A 15,761-nucleotide genomic window follows, 5' to 3' on the forward strand; every position below is an offset into this window, starting at 1 on the left:
GCAGCCGGAATCTTCCGGCGCTAGGCTACGCACCTTCCTAGCCGTCCAAGGACGATTGCCAACGTGAACAACTAAGCCTTCCAGAAATGTATCCGCGACGAGCCCTTCCATGCTCGTTGGCCTGCTTGCGCATTTTCCGGAGGTGCTGATGACTCACGTCACCCGGCTGCCCGCACTGGTTTCCCTGAACCAGCTGACTTACCAATTCGCCAATGGCGAAACCCTGCTTGACGCCCTGAACCTGACTTTCGATCGCCAGCCAACAGCCATCGTCGGGCGTAACGGCATGGGCAAATCCCTGCTGCTGCGCTTGATCGCCGGCCAATTGCAACCCACTTCCGGCAGCATCCAGCGCAATGCCCACCTGGCCTACGTGCCCCAGGACCCACGGCCCGAACCTGGGCAGAGCGTGGCCCAGGTCGCCGGGCTCGCCGAGGCGCTGGGCGCGCTGGAGCGCTTGGCGGCCGGCACCGCCAGCCTGGAGGACCTGCAACAGGTGGAGGAACGCTGGGACCTGGCCGAACGCCTGCGCCAGGCCCTGGACGCTGCCGGCCTGCCAGAGGTCGGGCCGGACGATCCGGCCGCAGTCCTCAGTGGCGGGCAACTGGCCCGGGTGGTTCTGGTCGGCGCCCTGCTCAGCGCCGCCGAGTTGCTGTTGCTCGATGAGCCCAGCAACCACCTGGATCGCAGCGGCCGGCGCTGGCTCAGCGAGCAATTGCAGCAATGGCGTGGCGGGCTGATCCTGGTCAGCCACGACCGCCAGTTGCTGATGCAGGTGCAGCGTATCGTCGAGCTCAGCCCCCACGGGGTACAAGTCTACGGCGGCAACTACGAGCTATTCCAGGCCCAGCGCGAGGCGCAGCATGAAGCGGCCCAGGCGGCCCTGGAACATGCGCGGACCCAGCGCAGTCGCGAGCACAAGCGCCTGCAACGGGAACACGACACCATCCAGCGCCACGCCGCGGCATCGCGTCGGTACGCCAAGACCGCCAATGTCTCGGGTTTCGAACGGGCCAAGATGCTCGGCGCCGCCCGGGACATCATGGGCAAGGTGCGCCACACCCACCAAGGGCACAAGGACAGCCTGGACGACCAGGTGCGCGAGGCCTTTGCCCGCGTTGGCCCGGAACAGCCGACGCTGCTGACCTTGCCCGCCACCACCCTGCCGGCGGGCCAGAGCGTGTTCAACCTGCAACAGGCACAGTTGCCCTGGCTGGATAGCCGCGCGCCGTCGTCCTTCCTGACCTGCAATGTCAGCGGGCCGGCACGCATCGCTCTGGTCGGCCCCAATGGCTGTGGCAAATCCACCTTGCTGAAGATGCTCGCCGGCCAGTTGCAACCCCTGAGCGGCGAATGTCGGGTGGCAGTGGCCAGCGCCTACCTGGACCAGCACCTGGCGCAGCTGGCCCCTGGACACTCCCTGCTGGAGCAGTTGGCCAGCGTCACCTTGCCTCTGGAAGAGAGCGCCCTGCGCACTCGCCTGGCGCGCCTGCAACTGGACGCCCAGCGGGTGCAGCAACCCTGTGCCTTGCTCAGTGGTGGGGAACGCCTGAAAGCCGCGCTGGCGCTGGCACTGTGGAATGGCAACCCGGCACGCCTGTTGTTGCTCGACGAACCGACCAACCATCTGGACCTGGAGTCGGTGCAAGCCTTCGAACAGGCCCTGCGGGACTTCCCCGGGGCCATGGTGGTGGCCTCCCATGACCAGGACTTTCTCCAGGCCCTGGCCGTGACCCATACCCTGCAATGGTCGGCCCAAGGCTGGCAGCTTCAGGAGCACCGGGCATGAGTTCACGCGTTACAGGCAGTGCGCGACTTCGTGCTAGATTCGCGCCCTCTCATCCAGTGACAGGGAGCGTCAATCCATGCAGTTCGGCTACACCATCATCTATGTCCCGCAAGTGGAAGACTCCTTGCGGTTCTTCGAGCAAGCCTTCGGCTTCAAGCGCCGCTTCCTCCACGAGTCCGGCACCTACGGGGAACTGGAGACCGGCAGCACCGCCCTGGCCTTCGCCGACCACCAGTTGGCGCAGATGAACTTCAAGGACGGCCACGTCGCCGCCCATAGCTCACGGCAACCCCTGGGCATGGAGCTGGGCCTGGTCACCGAGGATGTCCAGGAGGCGCACGCCAAGGCCCTGGAACACGGTGCGCGAGAACTGGCCGCGCCCACCACCAAGCCTTGGGGGCAGACGGTGTCCTACGTCCGTTGCCCGGATGGCACCCTGGTGGAATTGTGCACCCCGATCGGATGAGCCTCGCCGGCGCGCCGCCGGTTACTTGAGCTTGACCGCAGTGCCAGTGGCGAAGACCACCACCATGCCGCCGCGACCTGAAGGCATGCTGATCTCGAAATCCACGCCGACCACGGCATCGGCATCCAGCCGACGCGCGCGATCCTTGATCTCGTCGGTAGCCTGGACCCGGGCCTCGCGCAAGGCACGCTCGAGGGTCTGGGAGCGCCCACCGAAGAAGTCGCGCATGCCGGCGAACAGGTCGCGGACCACGTTGATGCCCTGGACGGATTCCGAGCTGACGATATCCAGGTAAGCGGCGATTTCGCGGCCTTCGATCTGGGCGGTGGTGGTGACGATCATGGGTTTCTCCCTTAAGTGGACAACCCGTCCCGATACCCCGGGACGGCAACGCCGGCGATGGTACCAGAGCAGACAGCCGGCACCAGGAACCACAACCCCGCTCGATGGCGGGGCTGTGGCTCAGGGTCTCAAGGGACGTTCTTCATCCAGCTCCGACAGGCTCTTGCCGTCGTCCGGATGCTTCCAGGTCTGGGGTGGCGGCTCCCAGTGCTCGACCTCGGGCTCCTCCACCTCCTCGTTGTGTTCATGCTCGCCAGGGCGTTGCTGTTGCAGTGCCATGCCCACCTCTCTTCCTGAAGGGATTTGTGCTTCGCTTCTTGAGGTTAGAACAGTTACCGCAGCAGCCGGCCATTTGCCGACCAAATACGAAGCGGGGCCTGGATGAAACTTCTTTCATCCAGGCCCCGCTTCGGTCTCGGTATAGTCGCCTTGCTCATTCAAGCAACTAAGGTATTGGCCCGCGCTCTCCCGCGGGCATTTTTTTGCCTCCCGAACACCCCTTACTGAGGGTCCAGTTCCTGGCAGTCCTTGAGCAGGACCTGCTCCTTGGCGGTGTGATCGGCCTCCAGGAACGACAGCACGGCGCCCTTGCCCTTGGTATGCCAGCGGAAGCTGTTCTGCTCGTCGTCCGCCACATACAGGGCCCCGGAAGCCGAGCGTGCGATGTGCATCGGAATCAGCTGGTCCTTGTAGTAGAGGGTGGCGAAAGAAGTACCGTTGTCGATGTTCAAGTAGGCCGCGTCGATACGCACCTTGCCTTCGCACTGGTAGCGAGCCACCTGGCTCTGATAGGAGGGCTCTGCAACCTGTGGCTGCGCGGCGTGGACCAGCATCGGCAGGGTCGAGGCCAGGACAGCGGCGCAGAGCGGTGCAAGACGGTTCTTCATGGTGTTTCCCCCAGACAGATAAAGACGTCCCATGGGACTGGCAGGACCGTTGTTAGTTCAGCCCATGGACCGCCCTAGAACAACTCATCCAGCTGTTCGAAGTATTCACGCCGGGCAGGCTGGTCGGGCAGCGGCAGGCCGGCCAGGAACTCATCGGCAAGCTGCGGGCTGAGCTGTTCGCGCAGGTCACGGTGGACGAAGGCGATATCCAGCCAAGGATCGGCCAGGCCGCCGCGCCCGAGATCGATGAAATGCAGTTCATCGCGCCGATCGACGAAGACATTGCTATCGCCCAGATCGCCATGGGAGAACAGCCGCTCCTCCCGAGGCCTGTTGCCATGCAAACGATCCCGCAGATCCTCGGCGCTGGCCAGGCCGGGCCATTGCTCGAGATCATGCTCCGCAGCACACAGTCCGTTGGCCAGCAGGTAGTCCAGCTCCGCGAGGCGCACCGCGATCCCCGAATCCAATGGACAATCCACCACCGGCACCGCCTGTACCTGGCGCAACGCCTGCGCGAACAGCTCCAGCACCACCCGTGGCTCGCGGAGCCACTCGGACAGCGGCACTCCAGGCACTTGGCGGGTGATCATGAACTCGTGCCCATGGTCCTGCGCCACCAGCACCAACTCGGGGACCTTCAGCCGCCCGGCCAGCCAATCCAGGACCCGGGCCTCGCGCAATACGCTGTAGGTGGTGGGCGCGAAGATCGCCGGTGACGACTTGAGGAAAAACACTTCCCCCGCACGATGAAAGCTCTGCACCCGACATGGCGACTCGCCTACGGTATCTGGCACCAGCGCAGCGTCGCCGATGAACCGGGCAATGCTGGCTGGCAGTTTCATCGACATGGCGGCTTACTCATCTAGTGCAGGCCTGGACTTGGGTGGCGCCATGGAACCGCTCCGGTCATGGGGCATCAGTTCCAGGTAATCGGCAAGATCGCTCGGCGCCAGTGGCTTGAGCATGATCGACACTTGATGGCGCAACAGACCCAGCTCGATATCGTCCCGGGTTCGCACCTGGGCGTAGCCGCATCGCCTCCAGAAGCCCCGGGCCCGCAGGTTGTCCTGCACCACCACCAGCCGTAGCCAGCGCGCGCCCTGTTCACCAGCCCAGCTTTCGAGCTGGTCATGCAGTTGCCCGGCGATGCCGCCGCCCTGGCGGGAGGTCGCCACCATGAACAGGCCGATATGCCATACCCCCTGGGCCAGCAGATCGCCGACCAGACTGGCAAAAGCCACCAGCTCGCCCTGATCGTCGAAATAACCGATCTTCCATTTGCGGGTAAAACTCCAGCCTTCGGGCAGGCTGTCCTGGATCTCGTTGCGGGCTTCGTCCGGCTGCGGCGCGCAACCATGCACCAGATGGAAGTAGCCTGGGTTGGCGAAAAAGAACCGCTGCAGCACAGCTTCGTCGGCCAGGGTGATTTCCCTGGCGCCCAGGCCCGTCGATGCCGCCAGGGGCAGTGGTGCTTGCAACATGTTCCGGCTCCGTCCCGCATGATCCAAGTATGGTTTGCGCGCCGATCCTAGCCTGCGCGACAGTCCGGCAACAGGCTCTATTTGTTGGAGAACTGTACCGATCGCCACGCCTGCGACGCCCTGCGGGTTTGTTATCATCGGCCCGCCTTGAACGCCCTGCCCCTACCCCCACCCGTGGATTTTCCCGATGTCCGATCCCTTGTCCTCTCCAGGCTACCAGCGGCTACTGGCGCTGCAGCAGCGCATTCATCAGTTCACTCGAGAGCAGGCCGCCGAGCGCGACGACGATCCCGATGACTTCACCACGCCGCTGTGGACCAGCGACTACAACTACCTGGCCCTGGCGCCCATGCGCGGTGGCTTGCATGTGGAGTTCCATGGTGAGCTGTGGGACGAGCCCCTGGCCTGGACCCTGGAGTGCCTGGCCGAGCAGGCCGTGGCCAGCGTCATCAGCTCGTTGCTGTTCTGCGGCCCCGACACCGGCGCCAACGGCACCCGCGAATGGGAGTTCACTCCGTTGCTGGACAGCGCCGTGACCTTTACCCAGCTCAGGTCCCTGGCGATCAGCCCCACCGCCCCCGAGCACCACAACACCTCGCTGGTGCAAAAGGCCGGCAGCATGATGGCAGAGGCCGGAGAGATCGCCCGCTTCGTCGCCAAGGCGCCCTACCTCAGCGAACTGACCTTGCCCAACGCTCCCAATGGCGATTTCTTCCAGGTGGACCTGTCACACCTGGAACTGCTGCGCATTGGCGCTGGCTCCGACACCCAGGGCTTCATCGACAACCTGGCCGCAGCGAACAACTTGCCAGGCTTGTCCACCCTGGACTTCAGCGAATCCAGCGAGCTGCAACAGACCTGGGCGCAGCGGCGCGAGGCCGGTGTCGTCACCGCGTTTTCCAGTTATGAAAAGCTGTTCGCCAGCTCCGCCATGGACTCGCTGCGGATACTGCGGCTGCGCAACACCTGCCTGAGCCTTGCGCAACTGCAAGCCTTGCAACAGATGCGTGCCGCTTTGCAGTTCATGGTGATCCAGGCCACGACAGGCGGCTACGTGAGTCATTTCGCCCGGGAGGTATTTCCCTGGCGGCACCTGGTGCAGCCGGACCCAGGACAGCGCTGAAGCAAAACCAGCCGCAAATAATCGTAGCCCCATGATTTATCGCGGTTTTTTTCGTGCGTCCAAAGCGACGGGAGAAGCCTTTTTGGCGGTTTCGACCTTGCTTCACAAGGAGTGGATGTATATATTCCACACCCTGTTTCAAGCACTGGCTGGCGCAATGCCAACTCAAGACCCCAGTGCCGCGTTATCGCGCTACCGCCCGAATGGCGAAACTGGTAGACGCATGGGACTTAAAATCCCCCGCTCGTAAGGGCGTGCCGGTTCGATTCCGGCTTCGGGCACCATATAAATCAAGGGCTTGCGTGATTTCATCATGCAGGCCCTTGTCGTTTTTGTTCCGCAATTCTCATACCTGTTCCGCAATTCTCATTTCCGCGGTTTCCCGGAATTTGACGCTTTTTCATTGCCGCTGTTATTTCCGCCGGGCTGTGGATGCTGGCCAGGTATGTGCGTACCTTGCGCTTCAGGAAATCCGTCAAACCGGAACCGGTAGTTCTGTCCTGACGCTCTTGCTGCTGAATATCGACTGATGGAACTGTTAAATGAAGGCTGCGCCCCTAACGCTCGTCGTACTTTTTTACATCGGCATCTGCTCAGCGTTCGCCGATGGCACGCCGGCGACAAACGCCCTGCGCGGGCCAGCCGGTATCATTGCCGGAGAGTCTTTGCTCACGGCCAGAGCCAAGCTGCTCGAACATGATTGGAAGCCGACACGGATGCACGCCACTGATGACTATGAATACAGCGGGGTGGAACGGGAGCTGGCTATGCACCATTTGTTCGAGGTCGACACCTGCTCTTTTGATAGCTCGCGTTGCATCCTGTTCTACTCAAGGAAAGGTGCCTGCCTTCGTGTCGACACCATTGGCGAGCGACTCCACGACATGACCGTTACGCACTGGGCAGACATGTGCCCTGGTGCGCCGGAATCAGGCAAGGGTGGCACGCAACAACCACGATGATGCTGCCTTGTTGATCAGTCGGCCTATTCCCGACACCCCAATACGGGCCAACTAGTACCCTCTGGCTGGCAAAGGCGGCCATCAGCGAAAGGCCCGGCGGGTAACGAGATAAACCCGGCATGCCTCGGTATTTTCTGTTGCGCAGTCCTCTGTTTTTCCACCACCCTCATTGCTCCGGCGCGCTGCCACCCCGTCCTTCACAGGCCATCCCGGGCACCGCCGAAGTACGCGGTTCGCTACGCGAGCGCAAGCCCGAGATGATCATCAGCACGATCGCCGGGACGATCACCAGGCTGGCCGAGAGCATCGCGCCCTTGAACCCGGCCACATCCAGGGCCTGCCCGCCAATGATCACGCCCACCCCGATCGCGCTGTTGAGCACTGCGGTATGGATCGCGGTTGCCGGCACCGTGTGTTCGCCGGCGATCCTCAGGACCCAGGTCTGCAAGCCGGTGAACAACGCCGAGATCGACACACCCCAGAGCACCAGCAGGCCGACCATCAGGGCGACGCCCAGTCGCGGCCCATAGCCCCCCAGGATCACCAGGGCCAGGGCCATGCCGAGCAACGCCACCAGGATGAATGCCTTCAGGTAGCGATCGATGAACAGCGCGCTCAACAGATTGCCCAGGAAACCAGCGGCTCCAAAGGCGAACAGCAGCACCGCGATCATGTAGGAGGTGATGCCCGGTACCTGGCCAATGAACGGCTCGACGAAGGTATAGGCGCCAAAGTGGGCGGCCGCCGTCAGCCCGGTGATGACGTAGGTGATCAGCAAGTCCTTGCGGCGCAGGACCACGGCGAAACCGCCGCCCTCGACCAGCGAGGGAATACGCATGCTCGGCAGCACCAGGGCCATTGCCGCGGCGCTGGCGATACACATCAGGGCCAGGCAGGCGAACGCCGTACGCCAGCCATCGTACTGCCCCACCAGATTGATCAACGGCACGCCCATGACGGTGGCGATGGTGATCCCGCCCAGCACGATCGAGGTGGCCAGGCCCATGCGCTGTGCCGGCGCCATGCGTGCGGCGGTGGCCGCCACGGTTGCCCAGAACACCCCGTGGGCCAGGGCCCCCGAGCAGCATCGAGAACTCAGGGGATAACGCCGCCAGTGCGTTGGACACCGCCAGCACCAGCATCAACACGATCAGCAGCGCCTTGCGGGCGATCCGGCGGTTCAGCCAATTGGACGACAAACCGCTGGCGGCACCGATCCACGCGTACAGGGTCACGGTCAGGCCGACGGTGGACGGTACCTGGTCAAGATCGGCAGAAATCTGCGACAACATGCCGATGGGGGCGAACTCGGAGGTGACCATCGTGAACGAAGCCACGCACAGCACGCTGACTGCACACCATATTCGCAAAGCCGTGTCGACCATCGGTAATACCCATCCCTGTCTGCTACCGAATCATCGAACCCCACCCGCGCTACCGGCGCGGCGCGGGTGGGTTCGTATTTCCTACGCTTGATATCCACGGAAACATCATACTCGGCAAGCCAGCTGTTCCTGTTTGCGGACATCTCACAGGGCGAAGCCGTACATGTGATTGAGGTGCTCGGCGAACTGTTCGCCCCATTCCACACCATTCCTTGTCAGTGACACTTCAGACAACGGAATTGACGGAGTTGAAAATGATTTACAAAGCACCCCAATTGACTTTTTCGAATTGAAAGTTGACCTGAGTTTCGGATTGCTTTTTCAAAGCATTGATACAACCGGCAAAATATCCGACTGCGAAACCTATGAGCTCACCACCAAACAAAACCCTTATCGACGCCTGGAAACCCCATTGAAAGCTGGTACTTGTGTTCCGAAAAAACAGACCAGTCCATTAAAACAAATGGTCAAATCTCAATAAAATCAATGTCTCTGAAAACATCCAGAGACATGATCATTTAGTTATACGATCCAGCTCTTCGAAGATATCTTTTCATCGCCCAAGCAATGGCACTTTTTCCGCATTCCTCATCGGGTACCGAGCAACTGGAAGGATGCCAGGCCCGCCGCCGTCATCAGCAACGAGCCCACCACGTGCAGAGCCACCGAACCCAAGGCCCACAGCAACTTGCCCTCCTGGAGCAGGGATACAGTCTCAGCGGAAAAAGTCGAGAACGTGGTCAGCCCTCCACAGAAGCCCGTGATGATCAATAACCGCCATTCAGGGCTCAAGGAAGGGGATGCCGCGAGGAAAGCCAGGGCCAGGCCGATGATGTAGCCACCGACCATGTTCGCCACCACGGTCCCCGGGGGGATGGCCGGAAACAACAGATTGAGCTTGAGGCCCAGGAACCAGCGTAACCAGGCACCGGTCGACGCGCCCATGGCAATGACCAGAAGTGATTTCAGCATGCTGGGCAGACCTCCATCGAACGGCATGGCCGATGGGGAAAGCGAGAGGTGATGCAAGAAGGGAGTGCTAGAGCAGTCGGTATCATGGTCCTGTCCTGGTTGAGGACAGGGGCAGGCACACCTACGCACCCTGTCCAGGGTTCACGTAGGCATCATCAGCACGAAGCGGTTCAAGGAGGAATGCCATCTCCGGGGGCAAATCCTAGCGCAGGAGAAATCGCAGCTTCAAGGATCGCGTGCAACTCCCAAAGGGAGTTCGCCCAGTACAGATGACCTCGCCATCCATGAACCGGTAAAGAGCCACAGATACTGGGCGAACGGCTAAACGCTATGCCCTCGCCATGGGATGTTCAACTGTCAACAATGATCGGGCAGGCAAGTCAGCCGACAGGGCTGCCGAAGCCGCCGGCGAAAGCTCGCCGCCCTGCTCGCAGCTCGGTGCGCAATTCGCCGATCAGGTTGGAAATATCCCGCACGCTGGTGAGCTGCGCGGTGGAAACGCCCGGGAGCAGCAAGTCCACCCGGCCAGATGCCGCATCGTAGATCTTGATGGTCAGCGATCCACCAGGATTGACATTGCAGGCGCAGGAAAGCGGCAGGAAGCCGGATTCCAATATGTGGCACAGCTCATGGGTCGAGAGCATGGCATCCTAGCCTACGTAGTGTTTATGGGAATTTTTCCGATTCAGCATAGGCGAGCATGCGCCTTGTGTATCGGAAAAAACACACCCCAGTGTTAACTGCATCGCAGTTCCTGAAAATGGCCGACCACGAACTAGCCGCCACTACTTTGCTGCTGACAGCCCAGGAGGTTTTCCTGGGCATGGTTTCGCCAACTGTGTATGTTCGCTCCATGGACCGACTTCTTCAGCCCTGCCGCCCAGCGATTATTACCATCCTCTAGAGGGTGGGCCAGCGGCTGTCCAAACCGCAATCAACCCGCCTCGGAGGCGGGATTCATGACCGCTCTTGCGAGGCCTCAAGCAAGGAGACGAAGCATGAACCCTCCATCCAACCCGGTCTTGCACCTGCTATGCGGCAAGATCGCCTCAGGTAAATCGACACTCGCCCGGCAACTGGCCCAGGCCCCTGGCTGCGTGCTGATCTGCGAGGACCTGTGGCTGGCCCGGTTGTATCCGCAGATGATCCATTGTGTCGCGGACTATCAACTCCATGCCCGACGCCTGGGCGAGGCCCTGGGGCCGCTGGTCGTCGCCATGTTGCAGGCCGGCACCAGCGTGGTGCTGGACTTCCCCGCCAATACACTGGCCCAGCGCGCCTGGTTGCGCGGCCTGGCGGACCAGGCACAGGTTCCACATCGCCTGCATGTACTGAATGTCGCCGAGGATGTCTGTCGCAGCAGGCTGCGTGAGCGCAACAACCAAGGCGAGCACCCGTTCGCCACCAGCGACGAACAGTTCGAGCTGATCTGCAGTTACTTCGTCGCGCCCCAGGCGGCGGAGGGGCTGAATATCGTCGAGGCCTGAAGCGGCAGGCGGTGTGCGCAGCGGCTAAGGCGGTCGCTGCGCTGCAGGCTCAATAGGAGTGGCCGAACCGCCTGGCATAGTGGTCTTCCAGGCCGCGGCATTCATCCGCAGGTGAGGCGGCGTCGACCACAGGCTTGGTCGAAGGCAGGTTCTGCCGACGGCAGTACAGGATTTCTTCCTGGGCCCGGGCACGCTCCCTGTCGACCTCGATGTTGAAGCGGACGATGCACGCCCCAAGGATCACGGCAATGCCCATCAGGGACAACGCCAGCGCCCTGAACCCGTCGCTGTCGGCCCTTTCATCCTCGTCCCGGATCATCCGCGTCCCACCGCACGCATACGTCCTCCTACTCAGGCTGCGTACTGTATCAGCTCCGGGAACCGGCACGAAAATGGCGAGGCAAATCGTCAAAAGAACAGGGGACACCGGACCAGGAGGCGCATGCGGCCAGTCCCTGGCAGCACTGGCCTGGGCAAATCGCAGGCAAAAAAAAGCCCAAGCAGCTGATGGACACTTGGGACTAAAAATGCATAAACCGTGGTAGGTGAACGCGGAGCTATAGTAACGGGTTGGTACATTCTGTAACAAGTTATTTTTTGAAAAAAACGTAAATAAAAGCACTTAACCATTTAAATATCCACAATTTTTTTAAGTCATTAGTTTTCAACAACTTAACTCTCCACCCTGGCCACCCGCCCTTTGAGCAGTACTACACAGGGGCTTCAGCCCCCGCTTCCGGTTAAACGAAAATGCGCTGAAAATTCACACAATCGCAACAGACAGGCCCCTGGAGCCCCCTTACATTGCCGGCACCCACCTGAATGGACTGTGTTGGCATGAACGATTTTCTCGACACCCTGCCCCTGCTGCTTTGCCTGACCACCTTCGCCTGGTGCTGCTGGGGGTAGTCCCTGGAAACCCCGTCAATCGACCCCACTGCTCTTCCTGTTACGCCTCCACCCACGCTCCCGCCAGAAGTCGTCCGGCACCCGAACCGCTCCCGCGCCGACAACGCCCTGCCGGGCAGGCGACAGTGAACCCGACGATGCAGAACGCGTAGACTGCGCGAATGACCACCGCACCGGTCCCCCGCCAACGTCCGCACCGATCGAGAGCCAGCATGTCATCCCCAGCCGACCCCGTCCCAACGCTCGCCGCCAGCCCTGCTGGCCATTCCCCGGAGACCGAGCAGCCCGGGCCACCGCTAACCCCGGAAACCCTGGTGCTCGACCCTCGGGCCAGCCAGGTACTCTCGGTCTTCGATTTCGATGGCACCCTGACCCGCCATGACAGCTTCGTGCCCTTCTTGCGCTTCGCCTTCGGCCCCCGCAGATTCCATCAGCGGGTGCTCAAGCTGGCCCTGCCAAGCCTCGGCTTCCTGGCGCGCAGGGTCGATCGTGACCAGCTCAAGGCCCGCCTGATCAGTTGCTTTCTCAAGGGAGTCGAGGCCGCGTGGGTCCAACAGCAGGCCGAGGCGTTCTGCCAGCGCTCCTGGTCCCGGCTGATGCGTCCGGCGGGGCTGCAGGCAGTAGCCGAAGAGATCGATTCCGGAGCCCGGGTGACCCTGTGCTCGGCCTCCCCGGCCCTGGTCCTGCAACCCTTCGCCAGGCGCCTGGGCATCGCCCTGATCGGCACCGAACTGGAGGTCGTCGATGGCGTGCTCACCGGCCATATCGTCGGTAACAACTGCCGTTGCGAAAACAAGGTGCTGCGCCTGGAGAACGTCTATGGCCCGCTAGACCAATACCGGCTACGCGCCTGGGGCGACACTCGAGGCGATCATGAGCTACTGGCCGCCGCCCAGGACGCCCACTGGCGTCACTTCCATCCCGCCTGGCGTCGCGGCCAAGCGCCACGCTGAACCTTGCGCCAAGGGCCAGGCGCCAGACACCGGCGACTGGCCGTCACTCGAGCGGAACAAACCGGGTGAATCCCGCTATTGCCACTACAAGCCAGTCGCGGCGGCTAGGTGACCGGCAAGCCGAGCGCTCTCAGTCGGTCCGGGCGCAGAAGCGCTCGCGCATGCTGGCGCTGGCGGCCGGCCCGACCTGCACCGTGCAGTCCTGCAGGGGCACCAACTGGTGCCCCTGCACATCCATCATCGCGGGCCGTACCGGCCGGCCGGTTGCCCGCTCGACGATCTGCACACTTTCGCCCTCGGGGGCGAAGTGGCGATTGCCCCAGGCGACGAACGCCATCAGCACCACACGAAAGTCCTCGCCCTTGGCCGTCGGCACATATTGATAACGCAGCGGGCGCTGACTGTAGGCCTGGCGTTCCAGCAAACCCGCCTCCACCAGGGAGTTGAGACGCCGGGTCAGCATGTTCGGGGCGATATCCAGGCTGCGGGAGAACTCATCGAAACGCCGCAGGCCGTGCAAGGCGTCGCGCATGATCAGGATGCTCCACCATTCCCCGACCCGTTCCAGGCCACGGGCGATAGGACATTCGGCGTCCTCCAGGCTTTTTCGTTGCATCACTTGCTCCTGCGCTATGGCTCGAAATATTGTCGAGCCGGATGTTACTTTCATGACGATAGTATCGTCCACGCTTCGTTACCCCCCAACCCAAACACACTGAAGGAGCAGGACCTGCATGAGCAAACGCATCGTAGTCACAGGTATGGGCGCAATCACTCCGCTGGGCTGCGGGGTCGAGCAGGTATGGCAACGCCTGCTGGCGGGACAATCGGGCATCCGCCAGTTGCCCGAGGAGTTCATCGGCGGACTGTCCACGACCGTGGGCGGCCAGGTTCCCGACCTGACACAGGATCCGCAGGCTGGTTTCGATCCGGATTCACTGCTACCGCCCAAGGAACAGCGCAAGATGGACCGCTTCATCCTGTTCGCCCTGGCGGCGGCGGAAGAAGCCCTGGCCCAGGCCAACTGGCGACCGGACAACGCTGCGGCCCAGGAGCGCACGGCCACCATCATCGCCTCGGGGGTCGGCGGCTTCCCGGCCATCGCCGATGCCGTGCGCACCACTGACAGCAAGGGCCCGCGGCGCCTGTCGCCCTTCACCATTCCTTCGTTCCTGTGCAACCTGGCGGCCGGCCACGTCTCGATCCGCCATGGCCTCAAGGGCCCCCTGGGCACGCCGGTCACCGCGTGCGCCGCCGGGGTCCAGGCCATCGGCGATGCGGCACGGATGATCCGCGCGGGCGAGATCGACATCGCCATCTGTGGCGGCGCGGAAGCCACGATCCACCAGGTCAGCCTGGGCGGCTTCGCTGCGGCCCGGGCACTGTCCAGCGACTACAACGACACTCCGGAACGCGCCTCGCGCCCCTTCGACCAGGGCCGTGACGGTTTCGTCATGGGCGAAGGCGCCGGCTTGCTGGTCATCGAAGAGCTGGAGCACGCCCTGGCCCGGGGCGCCCGGCCCATCGCCGAGCTGGTGGGGTATGGCACCAGCGCCGACGCCTACCACATGACTGCCGGCCCGGAGGATGGCGACGGCGCCCGACGCGCCATGGAACAAGCCCTGCGCCAGGCGGGCGTGTCGCCGAAGGAGGTCCAGCACCTCAACGCCCACGCCACCTCCACACCGGTGGGCGACAAGGGTGAGCTGGCGGCCATCAGGCAGTTGTTCGGCACCGGCGACGGCCCGGCCATCAGTGCGACCAAGTCCGCCACCGGCCATCTGCTGGGCGCGGCCGGCGGGATCGAGGCGATCTTCACCATCCTCGCCCTGCGCGACCAGGTCGCCCCGGCGACGCTCAACCTGGAGAACCCCGACAGCGCCGCTGAGGGCATGGACCTGGTGCACGGCCAGGCGCGCAAGATGCCAATGCAGTACGCGTTGTCCAACGGCTTCGGCTTTGGCGGGGTGAATGCCAGCGTGCTGTTCAAGCGCTGGGAGTGATCCCCAGCGCGATATCACGCCAGCGCTACTTGCCCGCCTTGCGACGTCGGATCAGCACCCGGCCAGCAAGTCGGGCCGGTAGTCGCAGTGGATCTGCAGGCTTTCCGTGTGATTGCGGTGGATCTGGAACCCATGGCGCACCAGCGCGCTCTTGACCTCGTCCACCAGCGTGCCATGGCGGGCCTTGCGCAATTCCTGGCGAACTGGCGAGGTGAACACCCCCAAGGGCAGGAAACGCAGGCGCTTGCCAGCGAGAACGATCGATACATCGACATGGGTGCCGTCCACATCGTGGCCATTGCTACCGAAGATGTCCTGCACCTCGTCCCGACGCCCCGGGTAGCAGCACACGAACAAGCGGATGCCCAACCAGCGCGACAGCCTACGGAACCCTCCCAGCCGGCTGCCTTTGTGCTCATACCCTCGGGTCACCAGCAAGCGCACGGTATCCGGCAGGCTCGACTGGACCTTGCGCAACTGCTGGAAGACCTGCCCCTCCAGCTGCACTGTCGACGAGGGCCAGCGCGGCCCGACCTGCAACCCCTGGTGGTTGCCCCTGGTAAGAATCAGCATGGAAATAAACCCTGGTGGTTTGCGCGGGGCAATACTACCCATGCTGGCGCCAAGCGCAGCGAAAATCCTCCCGTTCTTCAGGTTCTTGTCAGCCCCCGGTGACAGGCCATGGGCCGCTTCGGTATGCTATTGATGGCTCATAGCCATTACCACAAGAACAGTGACCACGGGTGTTGTATGTACGATTTAACGAATCTGGTCATTGTCGATAAGAGCTATGGCTTGACCGTCCTGCAGGTCACTGCGGACCTGGTTGCCGGCGCGCTGGAAGAACTACTGGCCAACTGTGCGGGCAACGCCAATATCACCCAGAAGCTGGACTACTCGATCCTCAGTCTCTATCAGGACAAGCTCGAGGTGGCCATGCGCAACATGAGCCTCCCGGCCCTGCCCATGGGCTCACCGGCCGAGAGCCTTCGCTGATCC

The 15,761-nt window shown here is 62.6% G+C and carries 20 protein-coding genes, 1 tRNA gene and 1 riboswitch; of the genes, 10 read left to right on the plus strand and 11 right to left on the minus strand.

Translation table 11 applies throughout. The features are described 5' to 3' along the window. The first annotated feature begins 148 nt into the window (after nucleotides 1–148). Together C4K40_RS18070 and C4K40_RS18075 are read left to right on the plus strand one after the other, a co-directional pair. A complete protein-coding gene (locus tag C4K40_RS18070) occupies nucleotides 149–1,789 on the plus strand; it encodes an ABC-F family ATP-binding cassette domain-containing protein (protein ID WP_053131407.1) in 1,641 nt (546 codons plus the stop codon). Between the two features lie 76 nt (nucleotides 1,790–1,865). Then, on the plus strand, nucleotides 1,866–2,255 hold the full coding sequence (locus C4K40_RS18075) for a VOC family protein (protein WP_053130778.1): 390 nt from the start codon (nucleotides 1,866–1,868) through the stop codon (nucleotides 2,253–2,255). Nucleotides 2,256–2,276: 21 nt separating this feature from the next. Here C4K40_RS18075 and C4K40_RS18080 read toward each other — a convergent pair whose 3' ends face one another. The 5 genes from C4K40_RS18080 to C4K40_RS18095 all read right to left on the minus strand — a co-directional run bounded on the left by C4K40_RS18080 (nucleotide 2,277) and on the right by C4K40_RS18095 (nucleotide 4,968). Beyond that, nucleotides 2,277–2,597 carry a YbjQ family protein gene (locus C4K40_RS18080; protein WP_022639133.1) on the minus strand — a complete coding sequence of 107 codons (321 nt, stop codon included), beginning with the start codon at nucleotides 2,595–2,597 and terminating at the stop codon, nucleotides 2,277–2,279. Between the two features lie 120 nt (nucleotides 2,598–2,717). Further along, a complete protein-coding gene (locus tag C4K40_RS31580) occupies nucleotides 2,718–2,876 on the minus strand; it encodes a hypothetical protein (protein ID WP_022639134.1) in 159 nt (52 codons plus the stop codon). Between the two features lie 221 nt (nucleotides 2,877–3,097). Further along, nucleotides 3,098–3,484 carry an MliC family protein gene (locus C4K40_RS18085; protein WP_022639135.1) on the minus strand — a complete coding sequence of 129 codons (387 nt, stop codon included), beginning with the start codon at nucleotides 3,482–3,484 and terminating at the stop codon, nucleotides 3,098–3,100. A 74-nt stretch (nucleotides 3,485–3,558) separates the two neighbouring features. Continuing rightward, nucleotides 3,559–4,335: an APH(3') family aminoglycoside O-phosphotransferase gene (locus C4K40_RS18090; RefSeq protein ID WP_053130781.1), complete on the minus strand. Its 777-nt coding sequence runs from the start codon at nucleotides 4,333–4,335 to the stop codon at nucleotides 3,559–3,561. A gap of 6 nt (nucleotides 4,336–4,341) precedes the next feature. After that, nucleotides 4,342–4,968 carry an N-acetyltransferase gene (locus C4K40_RS18095; RefSeq protein ID WP_256223893.1) on the minus strand — a complete coding sequence of 209 codons (627 nt, stop codon included), beginning with the start codon at nucleotides 4,966–4,968 and terminating at the stop codon, nucleotides 4,342–4,344. A gap of 187 nt (nucleotides 4,969–5,155) precedes the next feature. Between C4K40_RS18095 and C4K40_RS18100 the strand changes: the two genes are divergently transcribed. The 3 genes from C4K40_RS18100 (at nucleotide 5,156) to C4K40_RS18110 (ending at nucleotide 7,053) form a co-directional block, all read left to right on the plus strand. Beyond that, nucleotides 5,156–6,091: a hypothetical protein gene (locus C4K40_RS18100; protein WP_053130783.1), complete on the plus strand. Its 936-nt coding sequence runs from the start codon at nucleotides 5,156–5,158 to the stop codon at nucleotides 6,089–6,091. Between the two features lie 197 nt (nucleotides 6,092–6,288). Then, nucleotides 6,289–6,375, plus strand: a tRNA-Leu gene (locus C4K40_RS18105). Nucleotides 6,376–6,633: 258 nt separating this feature from the next. Next, nucleotides 6,634–7,053 carry a hypothetical protein gene (locus tag C4K40_RS18110; protein ID WP_022639139.1) on the plus strand — a complete coding sequence of 140 codons (420 nt, stop codon included), beginning with the start codon at nucleotides 6,634–6,636 and terminating at the stop codon, nucleotides 7,051–7,053. 166 nt (nucleotides 7,054–7,219) lie between these two features. Here the strand turns inward: C4K40_RS18110 and C4K40_RS18115 are convergent, their stop codons facing one another. Continuing rightward, nucleotides 7,220–8,113, minus strand: a complete 894-nt coding sequence (locus C4K40_RS18115; RefSeq protein ID WP_256223894.1) for an MFS transporter — start codon at nucleotides 8,111–8,113, stop codon at nucleotides 7,220–7,222. 59 nt (nucleotides 8,114–8,172) lie between these two features. On the opposite strand from C4K40_RS18115, the gene C4K40_RS31955 reads away from it, so the two are divergent. Then, nucleotides 8,173–8,529: a hypothetical protein gene (locus tag C4K40_RS31955; protein WP_256223895.1), complete on the plus strand. Its 357-nt coding sequence runs from the start codon at nucleotides 8,173–8,175 to the stop codon at nucleotides 8,527–8,529. Nucleotides 8,530–9,026: 497 nt separating this feature from the next. On the opposite strand, the gene crcB is transcribed toward C4K40_RS31955, so the two are convergent. Together crcB and C4K40_RS18125 are read right to left on the minus strand one after the other, a co-directional pair. After that, on the minus strand, nucleotides 9,027–9,410 hold the full coding sequence (crcB, locus tag C4K40_RS18120; protein WP_053130785.1) for a fluoride efflux transporter CrcB: 384 nt from the start codon (nucleotides 9,408–9,410) through the stop codon (nucleotides 9,027–9,029). Nucleotides 9,411–9,549: 139 nt separating this feature from the next. Continuing rightward, nucleotides 9,550–9,610, minus strand: a riboswitch (Fluoride riboswitch). A gap of 180 nt (nucleotides 9,611–9,790) precedes the next feature. Further along, nucleotides 9,791–10,054, minus strand: a complete 264-nt coding sequence (locus C4K40_RS18125) for a DUF1652 domain-containing protein (protein ID WP_022639143.1) — start codon at nucleotides 10,052–10,054, stop codon at nucleotides 9,791–9,793. Between the two features lie 354 nt (nucleotides 10,055–10,408). On the opposite strand from C4K40_RS18125, the gene C4K40_RS18130 reads away from it, so the two are divergent. Further along, the gene (locus C4K40_RS18130) at nucleotides 10,409–10,897 is read left to right on the plus strand and encodes an ATP-binding protein (RefSeq protein ID WP_053130788.1); all 489 of its coding nucleotides are present in this window, start codon (nucleotides 10,409–10,411) and stop codon (nucleotides 10,895–10,897) included. A 49-nt stretch (nucleotides 10,898–10,946) separates the two neighbouring features. On the opposite strand, the gene C4K40_RS18135 is transcribed toward C4K40_RS18130, so the two are convergent. Further along, the gene (locus C4K40_RS18135) at nucleotides 10,947–11,216 is read right to left on the minus strand and encodes a hypothetical protein (RefSeq protein ID WP_022639146.1); all 270 of its coding nucleotides are present in this window, start codon (nucleotides 11,214–11,216) and stop codon (nucleotides 10,947–10,949) included. An 802-nt stretch (nucleotides 11,217–12,018) separates the two neighbouring features. Here C4K40_RS18135 and C4K40_RS18140 point away from each other — a divergent pair. Beyond that, complete coding sequence (locus tag C4K40_RS18140) at nucleotides 12,019–12,759, plus strand: HAD family hydrolase (RefSeq protein ID WP_083456878.1); 741 nt, start codon at nucleotides 12,019–12,021, stop codon at nucleotides 12,757–12,759. A gap of 130 nt (nucleotides 12,760–12,889) precedes the next feature. On the opposite strand, the gene C4K40_RS18145 is transcribed toward C4K40_RS18140, so the two are convergent. Further along, a complete protein-coding gene (locus C4K40_RS18145) occupies nucleotides 12,890–13,375 on the minus strand; it encodes a helix-turn-helix domain-containing protein (RefSeq protein WP_022639149.1) in 486 nt (161 codons plus the stop codon). Between the two features lie 118 nt (nucleotides 13,376–13,493). Here C4K40_RS18145 and fabF point away from each other — a divergent pair, with 118 nt between their 5' ends. Next, on the plus strand, nucleotides 13,494–14,762 hold the full coding sequence (fabF, locus tag C4K40_RS18150) for a beta-ketoacyl-ACP synthase II (protein WP_053130791.1): 1,269 nt from the start codon (nucleotides 13,494–13,496) through the stop codon (nucleotides 14,760–14,762). Between the two features lie 51 nt (nucleotides 14,763–14,813). Here the strand turns inward: fabF and C4K40_RS18155 are convergent, their stop codons facing one another. Next, nucleotides 14,814–15,335 carry a hypothetical protein gene (locus tag C4K40_RS18155; protein WP_053130794.1) on the minus strand — a complete coding sequence of 174 codons (522 nt, stop codon included), beginning with the start codon at nucleotides 15,333–15,335 and terminating at the stop codon, nucleotides 14,814–14,816. 222 nt (nucleotides 15,336–15,557) lie between these two features. Here C4K40_RS18155 and C4K40_RS18160 point away from each other — a divergent pair, with 222 nt between their 5' ends. Then, nucleotides 15,558–15,758, plus strand: coding sequence for a hypothetical protein (locus C4K40_RS18160; RefSeq protein ID WP_172681618.1), 201 nt, complete (start codon nucleotides 15,558–15,560; stop codon nucleotides 15,756–15,758). Nucleotides 15,759–15,761 lie beyond the last annotated feature (3 nt).

It is taken from the genome of Pseudomonas sp. CMR5c, from assembly GCF_003850545.1.
GTDB lineage: Bacteria > Pseudomonadota > Gammaproteobacteria > Pseudomonadales > Pseudomonadaceae > Aquipseudomonas > Aquipseudomonas piscis.

Coding starts and splice junctions, on each gene's coding strand:
- C4K40_RS18135 (WP_022639146.1), bottom strand. CDS start 11,216: ATGATCCGGGACGAGGATGAAAGGGCCGACAGCGACGGGTTCAGGGCG.
- crcB (WP_053130785.1), bottom strand. CDS start 9,410: ATGCTGAAATCACTTCTGGTCATTGCCATGGGCGCGTCGACCGGTGCC.
- fabF (WP_053130791.1), top strand. CDS start 13,494: ATGAGCAAACGCATCGTAGTCACAGGTATGGGCGCAATCACTCCGCTG.
- C4K40_RS18095 (WP_256223893.1), bottom strand. CDS start 4,968: ATGTTGCAAGCACCACTGCCCCTGGCGGCATCGACGGGCCTGGGCGCC.
- C4K40_RS18070 (WP_053131407.1), top strand. CDS start 149: ATGACTCACGTCACCCGGCTGCCCGCACTGGTTTCCCTGAACCAGCTG.
- C4K40_RS18110 (WP_022639139.1), top strand. CDS start 6,634: ATGAAGGCTGCGCCCCTAACGCTCGTCGTACTTTTTTACATCGGCATC.
- C4K40_RS18155 (WP_053130794.1), bottom strand. CDS start 15,335: ATGCTGATTCTTACCAGGGGCAACCACCAGGGGTTGCAGGTCGGGCCG.
- C4K40_RS18090 (WP_053130781.1), bottom strand. CDS start 4,335: ATGTCGATGAAACTGCCAGCCAGCATTGCCCGGTTCATCGGCGACGCT.
- C4K40_RS31580 (WP_022639134.1), bottom strand. CDS start 2,876: ATGGCACTGCAACAGCAACGCCCTGGCGAGCATGAACACAACGAGGAG.
- C4K40_RS18145 (WP_022639149.1), bottom strand. CDS start 13,375: ATGCAACGAAAAAGCCTGGAGGACGCCGAATGTCCTATCGCCCGTGGC.
- C4K40_RS18080 (WP_022639133.1), bottom strand. CDS start 2,597: ATGATCGTCACCACCACCGCCCAGATCGAAGGCCGCGAAATCGCCGCT.
- C4K40_RS18130 (WP_053130788.1), top strand. CDS start 10,409: ATGAACCCTCCATCCAACCCGGTCTTGCACCTGCTATGCGGCAAGATC.
- C4K40_RS18125 (WP_022639143.1), bottom strand. CDS start 10,054: ATGCTCTCGACCCATGAGCTGTGCCACATATTGGAATCCGGCTTCCTG.
- C4K40_RS18085 (WP_022639135.1), bottom strand. CDS start 3,484: ATGAAGAACCGTCTTGCACCGCTCTGCGCCGCTGTCCTGGCCTCGACC.
- C4K40_RS18075 (WP_053130778.1), top strand. CDS start 1,866: ATGCAGTTCGGCTACACCATCATCTATGTCCCGCAAGTGGAAGACTCC.
- C4K40_RS18100 (WP_053130783.1), top strand. CDS start 5,156: ATGTCCGATCCCTTGTCCTCTCCAGGCTACCAGCGGCTACTGGCGCTG.
- C4K40_RS18140 (WP_083456878.1), top strand. CDS start 12,019: ATGTCATCCCCAGCCGACCCCGTCCCAACGCTCGCCGCCAGCCCTGCT.